Source organism: Luteimonas terrae, assembly GCF_004358165.1.
GTDB lineage: Bacteria > Pseudomonadota > Gammaproteobacteria > Xanthomonadales > Xanthomonadaceae > Luteimonas > Luteimonas terrae.
The window spans coordinates 1,343,484-1,355,705 of the sequence record NZ_SMTG01000002.1 but is presented as its reverse complement, the minus strand read 5'-3'; the positions used below and the strand labels follow the sequence as shown (position 1 = coordinate 1,355,705).

Annotated in this window: 10 protein-coding genes; 7 read left to right on the top strand and 3 right to left on the bottom strand. The window is 69.3% G+C overall.

Annotation, left to right across the window (positions count from 1 at the left end):
* Window positions 1-5: 5 nt before the first annotated feature.
* From E2F49_RS06320 to E2F49_RS06290, 7 genes are all read left to right on the top strand, one after another.
* Window positions 6-1,655 (top strand): (2,3-dihydroxybenzoyl)adenylate synthase, encoded by a 1,650-nt coding sequence (locus E2F49_RS06320; protein ID WP_133393039.1) that lies wholly within the window; start codon window positions 6-8, stop codon window positions 1,653-1,655.
* On the top strand, window positions 1,655-2,290 hold the full coding sequence (locus E2F49_RS06315; protein ID WP_133393038.1) for an isochorismatase family protein: 636 nt from the start codon (window positions 1,655-1,657) through the stop codon (window positions 2,288-2,290). The genes E2F49_RS06320 and E2F49_RS06315 overlap by 1 nt, the downstream gene beginning before the upstream one ends.
* A complete protein-coding gene (locus tag E2F49_RS06310) occupies window positions 2,287-2,541 on the top strand; it encodes a phosphopantetheine-binding protein (protein WP_055249016.1) in 255 nt (84 codons plus the stop codon). Before E2F49_RS06315 ends, E2F49_RS06310 begins: the two co-directional genes overlap by 4 nt.
* Window positions 2,542-2,564: 23 nt before the next feature.
* Window positions 2,565-6,449: a non-ribosomal peptide synthetase gene (locus E2F49_RS06305; RefSeq protein ID WP_133393483.1), complete on the top strand. Its 3,885-nt coding sequence runs from the start codon at window positions 2,565-2,567 to the stop codon at window positions 6,447-6,449.
* A gap of 41 nt (window positions 6,450-6,490) precedes the next feature.
* Entirely contained in the window at window positions 6,491-7,252 is a 762-nt protein-coding gene (locus tag E2F49_RS06300; protein ID WP_133393482.1) for a 2,3-dihydro-2,3-dihydroxybenzoate dehydrogenase, read from the top strand.
* Window positions 7,253-7,343: 91 nt separating this feature from the next.
* Window positions 7,344-7,610 (top strand): hypothetical protein, encoded by a 267-nt coding sequence (locus tag E2F49_RS06295; protein WP_133393037.1) that lies wholly within the window; start codon window positions 7,344-7,346, stop codon window positions 7,608-7,610.
* A gap of 64 nt (window positions 7,611-7,674) precedes the next feature.
* Entirely contained in the window at window positions 7,675-8,034 is a 360-nt protein-coding gene (locus tag E2F49_RS06290; RefSeq protein ID WP_133393036.1) for a VOC family protein, read from the top strand.
* Between the two features lie 652 nt (window positions 8,035-8,686).
* Here the strand turns inward: E2F49_RS06290 and E2F49_RS06285 are convergent.
* The 3 genes from E2F49_RS06285 to fdhD are packed head-to-tail and all read right to left on the bottom strand — an operon-like array spanning window position 8,687 to window position 12,199.
* A complete protein-coding gene (locus tag E2F49_RS06285; RefSeq protein ID WP_243713476.1) occupies window positions 8,687-8,965 on the bottom strand; it encodes a hypothetical protein in 279 nt (92 codons plus the stop codon).
* Window positions 8,955-11,309 carry an FdhF/YdeP family oxidoreductase gene (locus E2F49_RS06280; RefSeq protein ID WP_133393035.1) on the bottom strand — a complete coding sequence of 785 codons (2,355 nt, stop codon included), beginning with the start codon at window positions 11,307-11,309 and terminating at the stop codon, window positions 8,955-8,957. Before E2F49_RS06280 ends, E2F49_RS06285 begins: the two co-directional genes overlap by 11 nt.
* Complete coding sequence (gene fdhD / locus E2F49_RS06275) at window positions 11,306-12,199, bottom strand: formate dehydrogenase accessory sulfurtransferase FdhD (RefSeq protein ID WP_133393034.1); 894 nt, start codon at window positions 12,197-12,199, stop codon at window positions 11,306-11,308. Before fdhD ends, E2F49_RS06280 begins: the two co-directional genes overlap by 4 nt.
* Between the last annotated feature and the right edge of the window lie 23 nt (window positions 12,200-12,222).

The window sequence follows — 12,222 nt, the reverse complement described above, 5'->3', positions numbered from 1 at the left end:
CCCGCATGACCGATTCCCCCGATCCAACGCTGCCGCTGCGCCAGACGTGGCCGGACGACTTCGTCGCCCGGTATCGCGCCGCCGGCCACTGGCGTGGCGAGACCTTTCCCGGATTCCTGCGCGAGCGCGCGACGCGCTTCGCCGATGCCGTCGCGGTCGTCGGTGGCGACACACGCTGGACCTACGCGCAGCTGTGGGCCGAGGCCGAACGCATCGCTGCCGGCCTGCTCGCGCAGGGCCTGGTGCCCGGCGATCGCGTCGTCGTGCAGCTGGGCAACATCCCGGAGTTCATCGCCGTGGTCTGCGCGCTGTTCCGCGCGCAGCTGGTGCCGGTGTACGCGCTGCCTGCGCACAGGCTGACCGAGGTCGCGCATTTCGCACGCAAGGCGCAGGCCGCGGCCTATGTCTGCGCCGAGCGTTACGAGGCCTTCGACTACCGCACGCTGGCGCCCGAACTGCAGGCCGAGGTGCCGGCGGTGCGCCACGTGTTCGTGGTGGGCGATGCGGCGGAATTCGTGTCCATCGCCACGCTCGACGGCCCGCGCGAGTCGCTGCCCGGCGACCCCGATCCGCAGTCGGTCGCCTTCCTGCAGATCTCCGGCGGCAGCACCGGGCTGTCGAAGCTGATCCCGCGCACGCACGACGACTACATCTACAGCTTCCGCGCCAGCAACGCGCTGTGCCGTATCGACGCGGACAGTGTCTACATGGTCGCGCTGCCGGCCGCGCACAACTTCCCGATGAGTTCCCCCGGATTCTTCGGCGCGCTGTACGCCGGCGCGCGCGTGGTGCTGAGTCCGGGCCCGGGACCCGATGCGGCGTTTCCGCTGATCGCGGCCGAGCGCGTGACCTGCGTCGGACTCGTGCCGCCGCTGGCGCTGCTGTGGGCCGATGCCGCGGGCAAGACCGCGCACGATCTGTCGAGCCTGCAGGTGCTGCAGGTCGGTGGCGCCAAGCTGGTGCCCGAGGCCGCACGTCGCGTCGTTGCAGGTCTCGGCTGCCGTCTGCAGCAGGTCTTCGGCATGGCCGAGGGGCTGGTGAACTACACGCGCCTCGACGATCCGGACGCGCTCGTGCTGACCACACAGGGTCGGCCGATCAGCGAGGACGACGAAGTGCTGATCGTCGACGACCACGGCGTGCCGGTCGCCGACGGCGAGGTCGGTCATCTGCTGACGCGTGGTCCGTACACGATCCGCGGTTATCACAACGATGCCGCGGCGAATGCGCGGTCCTTCACCGACGACGGCTTCTACCGCACCGGCGACATGGTGCAGCGACTGCCCAGCGGGCATCTGATCGTGCAGGGCAGGGCGACCGACCACATCAACCGCGCCGGCGAGAAGATCTCGGCCGAGGAGATCGAAGACCACTTGCTCGCGCACCCGCAGGTCTTCGACGCTGCGGTGGTGTCGATTCCCGACGACTTCCTCGGCGAGCGCAGTTGCGCATTCGTGATTCCGGGCGACGCGAAGCCGCGGCCGGCCGAGCTCAAGGCCTGGGTGCGGGGTCGTGGTCTGGCCGCGTTCAAGGTGCCGGACCAAGTCGTGTTCGTCGACGCCTTCGGCACCACCGCGGTGGGCAAGATCAGCCGCCGTGAACTGCGTGCGCAGTTGCGCGCGCGCTTCCTCGAAGACCAGAAGGACGCCGGCTGATGGGCCTGCCGAAGATCGCCCCCTATCCGCTGCCGTCCGCCGCGGAACTGCCGGCCGCGCGCGGCCGGTGGCTGCCGGAAACGCAGCGCGCGGCGTTGCTGGTGCACGACATGCAGCGCTACTTCCTCGCCGCTTTCGCGCAGGACGATGCGCCGCTGGCGCCTGCCGTCGTCAACCTCGCGCGCCTGCTCGCGCATTGCCGCAGCTGCGGCATCCCGGTCTTCTACACCGCGCAGCGCGGCAACCAGGACCGTCGCGATCGCGGCCTGCAGGCCGACCTCTGGGGCCCGGGCATGCAGGCGATCGACGCGCACGAAGCGATCATCGACGCGCTGGCGCCCGCGACCGGCGATCACGTGCTGGTCAAGCATCGCTACAGCGCGTTCCAGCGCAGCAACCTCGACACGCTGATGCGTGCGCGCGGCCGCGACCAGCTGCTGATCACCGGCGTCTACGCGCACATCGGCGTGCTGTCGACGGCGACCGAGGCCTTCCAGCGCGACATCGAGACCTTCGTCGTCGCCGACGCGGTCGCCGATTTTTCGCGCGCCGACCATGACCTCGCGCTGCTCTGGATCGCGCGCACCTGCGGCGTGCCGCTGACCACCGACCGACTTCTGGAACTGCTGCCATGACCACCGACCGCACCGGCCCGCTGACCCTCGAGCGCATGCGCGCCGACATCGCGAAGCTGCTCGGCGAAGCACCCGAGGACGTGGGCGACGACGACAACCTGATGGATCTCGGCCTCGACTCGATGCGCGTGCTGGGCCTGGTCATGGCCTGGGGCGAGCACGGCATCGCGCTGGAGTTCTCGCAGCTGGCCGAACACACCACGCTGGCCGGCTGGTGGCAGGTGGTGCAGGGGCTGCAAAAAGCCGGATGAGCGCCGTCTTGTCCGATGTCGAGATGCGGGCTGCCGATGCCGGCACGCCGCTGACCGAGGCGCAGGCCGGGCTGTGGTACGCGCAGCGGCTGGCGCCGGACAACCCGTCGTTCAACACCGCGCACGCGTTGTGGATCGACGGTGCATTGGATCTGGACGCCTTCGCACGCGCGGCCGATCAGACCATGCGCGAGGCGCCGGCACTCGCCTTGCGCATGCGCGAGACGGCGGACGGTCCGCGGCAGTGGATCGACCCGGCGCATCTGCCGCGGCTCGCGATCGTCGATCTGTCCGCCGAGGCCGATCCGGAAGCTGACGCGCGTGCGGCGATGACGCGCGACCGGCACGCGCCGGTGGATCCATCGCGGGACCGGCTGGCGTTGCAGTGCCTGTATCTGCTGGGCGGTGATCGCGCGGTCTGGTATCTGCGTGTGCACCACCTGGCGACCGACGGCTACGGCATCGCACTGCTGACCGAGCGCGCCTGCGCGCTGTACGCGGACGCCACGGCTGGCACGGCCTTCGCAAGCTTCGACGGCGTGCTGGCCGAGGACGCGACGTATCGCGCGTCCGACAAGCGCAGCGCAGATGCCACGTACTGGCGCGACGCGCTGGCCGGCATGCCGGCCGCCACCGGACTGGGCGCCGGCTTCGCCCACGCCGCGCACGACTGCGTGCGCCATGTCGAAGCCCTCGACAGCGGTTTCCGCGACGGCCTCGTGCGCGCCGCGGCGGCCATCGGACAACCGTGGCCGGATGTGCTCACCGCGTTGACCGCGGCTTACTGCCAGCGCTTCGGCGGGCAGGGCGAGGCCGTGGTCGGCGTGCCCTTCATGGGCCGGCTCGGCAGCGCCTCGGCGCGCGTGCCGGCGATGGTAATGAACGTGCTGCCGTTGCGCGTGCCGGCGCTGCCCGATGCGACGATCGCCGATTTCATGCAGACGGTGGTCCGCGCGCTGGTGCGCGGTCGTCGCCACGGCCGCTATCGCGGCGAACAGTTGCGCCGCGACCTCGGACTGATCGGCGTTCAGCGTCGTCTGCACGGCCCGCTGATCAACGTGCAGCCCTTCTACCGGCCGACCGCACTGGCTGGCACACAGGTGACGCTGGAAATCCTGTGCACCGGCCCGGTCGATGACGTGACGCTTGGCTTCCGCGGTGACGGCGCACAGCGGCTGGATCTCGAGATCGAAGCCAATCCCGATCTCTACAGCGCCGCCGACGTCGCCGCGCATGCGGTGCGCCTGCGGACCTTCCTGGCATCCGCGTTCGCCCTCGCGCAGCAGCCGGAGGCCCGCCTCGACGACGTGCCGCTGGCGACGCCGGACGAAGCGACGCGTACGCTGTTCGACTTCAACGCGACCGCGCATCCGGTGCCGGACACCACGCTGGTCGCGTTGATCGAGACGACGATGGCGGCGACGCCGGAGGCGATCGCGCTGGAATTCGAAGGTGTGTCGCTTTGCTATCGCGAACTCGACACCCGCAGCCGCGCACTCGCGCAGGCGCTGGTCGCACGTGGCGCTGGCGCCGACAGCGTGGTTGCCATCGCGTTGCCGCGCTCGCTCGAACTCGTCATCGCCCTGGTCGCGACGCTGCGCGCGGGCGCTGCCTATCTGCCGATGGACCTTGCGCATCCGCTCGAGCGCCGCGCGCGGATCCTGCGTTCGGCGCAGCCGGTCGCGCTGCTGGCACTCGACGACGGCATCGACTGGCCGGACGACGTCGTGAGGTGCACGCCGGACACTTGGCCGATCGCGCCCGATTCCAGCGCACTGCCGACCGTCACGCCGCAGCACGCGGCTTACGTGATCTACACCTCCGGTTCGACCGGCGAACCCAAGGGCGTCGTCGTCGAACACCGTGCGATCGTCAATCGCCTCGCCTGGATGCGCACGCATTACGGCATCACCGCCGTCGACCGCATCCTGCAGAAAACGCCAGCGACCTTCGATGTGTCGGTCTGGGAATTCTTCCTGCCGATGCTCGCCGGCGCCACGCTGGTCGTCGCGCCGCCCGATGCGCATCGCGACCCGGTCGCGATCGCGCGCCTGATCCGCGACGCGCGCATCACCACGCTGCACTTCGTGCCGTCGATGCTGGCCGCTTTCATCGCCGCGTCCGAGGCGCGCGACCTGCGCGTCGCGCGCGTCTTCGTCAGTGGCGAAGCACTGGATGCCGACCTGCGCGATCGCTTCCACGCGACCCTGCACGCCGAGCTGCACAACCTCTACGGCCCGACCGAGGCCGCGGTCGATGTCAGCTACTGGCCTGCGTCGCGCACCGACACTTCGCGCCCGGTGCCGATCGGATTCCCGGTCTGGAACACGTGGCTGTACGTGCTCGACGCGCGCATGCGCCCGCTGCCGCCGGGCGTCGTCGGTGATCTGTATCTGGGCGGCGTGCAGCTCGCGCGCGGCTATCTCGGCCGCGACGATCTGACCGCCGACCGCTTCCTCGCCGATCCGCACCGGTCCGGCGAACGCATCTATCGCACCGGCGACCTCGCGCGCTGGCGTGAGGACGGCGCGGTCGAGTTCCTCGGCCGCAGCGATCACCAGGTCAAGTTGCGCGGCCTGCGGATCGAACTCGGCGAGATCGAGGCTGCGATCCTCGTTAGCGGCATGGCCGCGCAGACCGCGGTGATCGTCCGCGAGGATCGCGCGGGCGACCGCCGGCTGGTCGGTTATCTACAGCCAACCTCGCGCTTCGATGCGGTGGGACTGCGCGCGTTCGTCGCCGCGCAGGTGCCGGACTACATGGTGCCGGCCGCGTTCGTCGCGCTCGACCAGTGGCCGGTCACCGCCAACGGCAAGCTCGACCGCGATGCCTTGCCAGCACCGGCATTCGAGGCCGGTGCCTTCATCGCGCCGTGCACGGCAACGGAAGCCACGCTCGCCGACCTGTTCGCCGACGCGCTGGGCGTCGAGCGCGTCGGTGCCGACGCCGACTTCTTCGCGCTGGGCGGCGACTCGCTGCTGGCCGTGCACCTGCTGCTGGCGATAGCCCAGCGCTTCGGTCGCGATCCGGGCCTGGGCGCGCTGTTCGCAGCGCCGACCGTCGAAGGCCTCGCGGCCGCGCTCGATGCGGGCGCGGGCGCCGCGCCGGATCACGGCCTGTCGCCATTGATCACGCTGGCGCAGGGCGACACGAGCCGCGCGCCGCTGTTCGTCGTGCATCCGGCCGGCGGCATCGCCTGGTGCTATCGCGATCTCGCGCGCTCCCTCGCGCCCACGCGCAGCGTGCACGGCCTGCAGTCGCCGGCACTCGATCTCGCACAGCCGCTGCCGGGCAGCATCGATGCGCTCGCGGCCGACTACGCCGCGCGCGTGGTCGCGCTGCAGCCGACAGGCCCGGTGCACCTGCTCGGCTGGTCGGTCGGCGGCATCCTCGCCCAGGCGATGGCCGTGCATCTGGGCCGCCTCGGTCGCGAGATCGGTGTGCTCGTACTGCTGGACGCGTATCCGTCCGAAGTCTGGCGCGCAGAACCCGAGCCCGATGCGATCGCCGCACTGCGCGCGCTGCTGGCGATCGCCGGCTACGATCCGGAGGCCTATCCGGAACTGCGCACGCGCGAGGCGATCGTCGACTTCCTGCGGCGTGGCGACAGCGCGCTCGGCAATCTGCCCGGCGAGGTGCTCGACGGCGTCGTGCGCGCGGTCACCGACACCAACCGCCTCGTGCGCCTGCATCACCACCGGCGCTTCGATGGCACGCTGCTGCACGTGCGCGCCGGCAACGATCATGCCGGGCGCCCGAATCTGCAGGCATCGCTGTGGGCGCCGCACGCCGCGCAGGTCGACGCGATCGAACTGCCGTTCCTGCACGCGGAACTGACGGGCCGGGATGCGACCGCGCGGATCGCCCCGCTGATCGCCGAGCGGCTTACGGCCTTCGACGCCGATTGATCTCGCGCCCATCGTTCTTTCCACTTTCAGACGACACACACATGCAACTCACAGGCTTCGACGGAAAGATCGCCCTCGTCACCGGTGCAGCCGGCGGCATCGGCGCCGCGCTGGTCCGCCTGCTGCGGCAGAGCGGGGCCATCGTGGTCGCGACCGACCGCGATGCGCCTGCGATCGATGACGTCGAAGGCATCCGCGCCCACGCGCTCGACGTCACGGATGCGAACGCCGTCGACGCGCTCGTCGCCCGGATCGAATCCGGCGTCGGCCCGATCGATCTTCTCGTCAACGTCGCCGGCGTTCTGTCGACCTCTGCCGTGCTCGACCTCTCCGCCGACGAATGGCGCCGCACTTTCGCCGTCAACACCGACGGCGTCTTCCATGTCTCCCAGGCCGTCGCCCGCGTGATGACACCGCGCCGCCGTGGCGCGATGGTGACCGTGAGTTCCAACGCCGCCGGCATCCCGCGCCAGAACATGGCGGCCTACGCGGCGTCGAAGGCCGCGACGACGATGTTCGTGCGCTGCCTGGGTCTTGAGCTGGCGCCGCTCGGCATCCGCTGCAACATCGTCGCGCCCGGATCCACCCGTACACCGATGCAGACCGGCATGTGGACCGACGCCGGCGGCGAGGCCCGCACCATCGCCGGCACGCTGGAGACGTTCAAGAGCGGCATTCCGCTCGGCAAGCTCGCCGAACCCGAGGACATTGCGAGCGCGGTGATGTTCCTGTTGTCTGACCAGGCCGGCCACATCGCGATGAGCGATCTCTACGTCGATGGCGGGGCGACGCTGCGGGCCTGATGGCCTGGTGCGTCCCGGCTGGCCCGCGCTGCAGGCGCGGGGTCCGGGCATAGACTGGACGCCGGTGCGCGAGGCACCCGGAGCTGCAAACATGGACATCATCGACTTCGCCTGGCGACCGCTCTACCTGGTGCTGCGTTTCCTGCTCTGGCTCGCCTGGGATTTTCTGGTCTGGTCGATCGCATGGGGCCTCGGCTGGCCGGTGTGGCGGGCACTGACGCTCGGGCGCTTTCCGCACGTCGGCATCCGCGACTATGAAGACGCAGGCGTGCTGGAGGCCATCGTCGTCTGCGGGACCGGATTGGCGGTGCTCGGCGCCGCGCTGTGGTTCACGCACGCACGGGTGATGGGCGGCTGATCCGGATCGTCGCAGGCGGCTCGTCCGATGCGGCATGATCTGCGCTTCCATCCGGAGATGCCTCATGCCCACCCACGGCAAGCTCGACTACGTCGAATTCCCCGCGCACGATCTGGACGCCACCCGGCGCTTCTTCGCACAGGCCTTCGACTGGACCTTCGAGGACTACGGGCCGGATTACATCGCGTTCGGTGGCGAAGGGCTGGATGGAGGCTTCTACCGCGCAGACCTGCAATCGCGCAGCGAGGCAGGCGGCGCGCTGCTGGTGTTCTACAGCGCACGCATCGAGGAGACGCTGGCGCAGGTCGAAGCCGCTGGCGGCACGATCCTCAAGCCTGTGTTCGAGTTTCCGGGCGGACGCCGTTTCCATTTCACCGAACCGAGCGGCAACGAGTTCGCGGTCTGGAGTGATCCGGTCGGTTGAGGCTTCGCCGAAACGCGTTGCACATGGCGTTGCGCAGATCAAGCAGCGCGTGAGGCGGACTCGATGCGCGTGGTGATTTTTTGATCACCCGGATCCGGGCCGCTACCGGAGCGGGCCCGCGATGCTTATCCACATGTTTGTCAGCGGACGATCCACACCGGATGTGGACAACGCGCGCGGAAGTGGTCGCGCGCATGTCGTCAAGCTGCGGCAGACGCATCGTAATCTTCTGCAGCGAAGTCGCGAAGAGGCTCGCCCTTTGATGCGGTCTCGCATCCGTGTCCAGCGCCTGACGGGTGCCACGACCACCAAGCGGATATCGGACCGCGACTGGGCGTGGTGCGCGGCAGGCGCCTCGATCAATCCGGTTTCAGTGTCGCGACCGATGTAATGTCGAAATGCCTTCGTCGCGAGTGCGGGCGTGGCGATGATGGGTTTCGCTGCGCTCTACCCGTCCTACGCAAGGCGCTGCACAGCGTGATGCGCGGATCAAGTAGCAGTTGATGGACGCTGCGCGCAGGTGGTGAAGATTTGACCAGCGATTTCCGGGCCGCTTCCGGAGCGGGCCGGGCCCGCTTATCCACATCTTTGTCATCGCGGCATCCACACCGGATGTGGACAACGCAGCGGCTATCGCGCGGCGGGCGAACGGTCAAGCGTCGGGCGGCGCGTCCGCAAGTGACGCGGCGAACTGCCGACCGCTGTCGGTCAGCTGCGCCAGCGTGCGCCCGCCGTCCTCGACGGTCCGCACCCAGCCCGGTCCCTGCGCATCGCCGATGCGTTCCTCGCCAAGCCAGGCGAGGGTACGCAGCAGCACGCTCATGCGCACGTCGAGCCGCTTGCACAGCCGGGGCAGCGACACACCGCCGGGCGCCGCGGCCAGTTCGGCCAGCAGCGCCCGCAGCAGAGCCTCGTCGGCGTCAGCGGACAACGGCGGCGGGAATGTCGCGCTGGCGCGGCATGTGGGCGCCGACGTCGGCCGCGTGCGGGGTCACGATGACCGGCACGGACTTGGAGGTGGGCGTGCGCGATTCGTCGGCGAAGCTCGACAGCGGCACCAGTGGATTGGTTTCCGGGTAGTACGCGGCGAGGCAGCCGCGCGGGATGTTGTACTCGACCAGCAGGAAGCGCGGTGCCTGACGGCGCACGCCGTCGTCGCAGATGCTCTCCAGATCCACCCAGTCGCCAGCCTTCATGCCCAGCGCGGCGATGTCGTCCGCGTTTGCGAACAGCACGCGGCGTTCGCCGAACACGCCGCGGTAGCGGTCGTCGAGGCCGTAGATCGTGGTGTTGTACTGGTCGTGCGAGCGTGTGGTCGCGAGCGTGAACACCGGCTGCGTGCCGTGCATGCGCCGCGCACGGTGGATCGGATTGTCGGTCGGCACCGGACAGGCGAAGAACACCGCCTTGCCGGCGGGGTTGGCCCACTTGCGGTCACGCGCCGTGTTCGACAGCCGGAACCCGCCCGGCACGCGCACGCGGGTATTGAAGTCGTGGAAGTCGTCGAAGGTCGCGGCGATGGCATCGCGTATGCGGTCGTAGTCCTCGACCATGCCCAGCCAGTCGATCTTCGAGCGCGCGCCGAGCGTGGCATGCGCCAGGCGCGCGACGATCGCCGGCTCGGACAGCAGATCGTGCGATGCCGGCGGATTGATGCCCGACGACAGGTGCACCATGCTCATCGAATCCTCGACGGTCACGCCCTGCGGGCCCGCTGCCTGGATGTCGATTTCGGTGCGGCCCAGACACGGCAGGATCAACGCATCCTGTCCGTGCACCAGATGGCTGCGGTTGAGCTTGGTCGTCACGTGCACGGTGAGCGCGCAGCTGCGCAGGCCGCGCGCGGTCGCATCGGAGTCCGGTGTGGCGATGGCGAAGTTGCCGCCCATGCCGAAGAACACCCGCCCGCGGCCGTCGAGCATCGCCTCGATCGCGCCAACGGTGTCGAAGCCGTCCTCGCGCGGCGGCTCGAAACCGAAGACGTCGCGGAGGCGGTCGAGGAAGGCCGCCGGCGGTTTCTCGTAGATCATCATCGTGCGGTCGCCCTGCACGTTGCTGTGGCCGCGCACCGGACACGCGCCGGCGCCTTCGCGGCCCAGGTTGCCGCGCAGCAACAGCAGATTGACGACCATGTTGATCGTCGCCACCGAATGCTTGTGCTGGGTGATGCCCATGCCCCAGCAGGCGATGACGCGCTCGCACGACAGATACAGCTCGCCGGCGCGGCGGATCTGCGCCTCGTCGAGGCCGGATTCCTCGATGATCACGTCCCAGGACTCGGCCAGCACGTCGGCCATGAACGCATCGAAGCCGGTGGTGTGCTCGGCGATGAAGTCGCGGTCGAGCAGCGTCGCGCCGCCATTGCCGGTGACCTCGATGTCGCGCTCGAGCACGTGCTTGATCATGCCCTTCACGGCCGCGAGGTCGCCGCCGATCTTGAGCTGGAAGTAGTCCGACGAGATCTTCGTCGAACCGTAGGTTGCCATCTCCAGCTTGTCCTGCGGATCGGCGAAGCGTTCCAGGCCGCGCTCGCGCAGCGGATTGAACGAGACGATCTTGGCCCCACGCTTGGCCGCCTCGCGCAGTTCGCCGAGCATGCGCGGGTGGTTGGTGCCCGGGTTCTGGCCGAAGATGAAGATGCCGTCGGCGCATTCGAAATCGTGCAGCGAGACGGTGCCCTTGCCGACGCCGATCTGCTTCTTCAACGCGGTGCCCGACGACTCGTGACACATGTTCGAGCAGTCGGGGAAGTTGTTGGTGCCGTACTCGCGCACGAACAGCTGATACAGGAACGCCGCCTCGTTCGAGGTGCGGCCCGAGGTGTAGAAGATCGCGTTGTCGGGCGAGGGCAGGGCGTTGAGATGCTGCGCGACCAGCGCGAAGGCCTCGTCCCAGCTGACCGGCACATAGTGGTCGGTCGCGGCATCGAAGCGCATCGGCGTGGTCAGGCGGCCCTGCTGCTCGAGCCAGTAATCGCTGTACTCGGCCAGCTGGGTGACCGTGTACTGCGCGAACAGGTCCGGGCCGGCGCGGAACTTGGTCGCCTCGGCGGCAACGGCCTTGGCGCCGTTTTCGCAGAACTCGAAGGTCGAGGTGTGGTCGCGGTCGGGCCAGGCGCAGCCGGGGCAGTCGAAGCCGTCGGGCTGGTTGGCCTTGAGCAGGGTCTTCGCACCGCTGATGGCGATCTTCTGCTCGCCGAGGTGCTTGGCAACGCTCTTGAGCGCGCCCCAGCCACCGGCGGGGCCGTCGTATTTGCGGATCGTATCGTGGCTCATGGGGCAAGGCTCCTGCCTGGGCGCGCGGTGGTCGGCGATGTCGCTGGCGGGGGCTGCAGCCGCTGCGCGTGGGTGTACACGGCGTGCCCGTCGTCGCGGGCGAAGCCGATCAGGGTGAGCCGGGCGTGCTCGGCCAACGAAATCGCCAGCGCCGTCGGCGCGGAGATCGCCGCCATCAGCGCGATGCCGACACTGGCGGCTTTCATGGCCATTTCGTAGCTGGCGCGGCTGGTGACGACGAGGAAGCCGGTCGCCGGGTCGAAGTCCTGCGCATGCAGCGCGCCGATCAGCTTGTCGAGCGCGTTGTGGCGACCGACGTCCTCGCGGGCGAGTTGCAGTGTGCCGTCGAGCGAGGCCCAACCGGCCGCATGCGTGGCGCCGGTGAGCGCCGCGATGGATTGCGCATCGCGCAAGGCGCGCAATGCACTGGACAGTGATTCGGGTGACACGCGGACATCGGTCGCGACCGGCGTGGGATAGCGCAGCGCCGCTTCCAGCAGTTCGCTGCCGCAGACGCCGCAGCCGCTGCGTCCGCTCATGCTGCGGCGGCGCAACGCCAGCGCCTCGGCTCGTGCCTCGGGAATCCGCAGGCGGATCTCGCTGCCTTCGATGAAGTGCGCGATGCCTTCGACCACCACATCGGCAGACGAGTCGACGATGCCTTCGCTGAGCGCGAAGCCGCGCGCGAAATCCGCGAGATCGGCCGGCGTCGCCATCATCACCGCGAAGGGCACGTCGTTGTAGACGAAGGCGACCGGCACTTCCTCGGCGACGTGATCGTCGACATGCCGCACGGCACCGTCGCGCCAGCGTTCGACCGGACGCCGCACCGCGCCTGCGGGCGTGACCGTGTCGTGCGTGGAATCGGCCTGGTTCGAATGCGCTTTCATGTGTGCAAGGTACCGGCGACCGC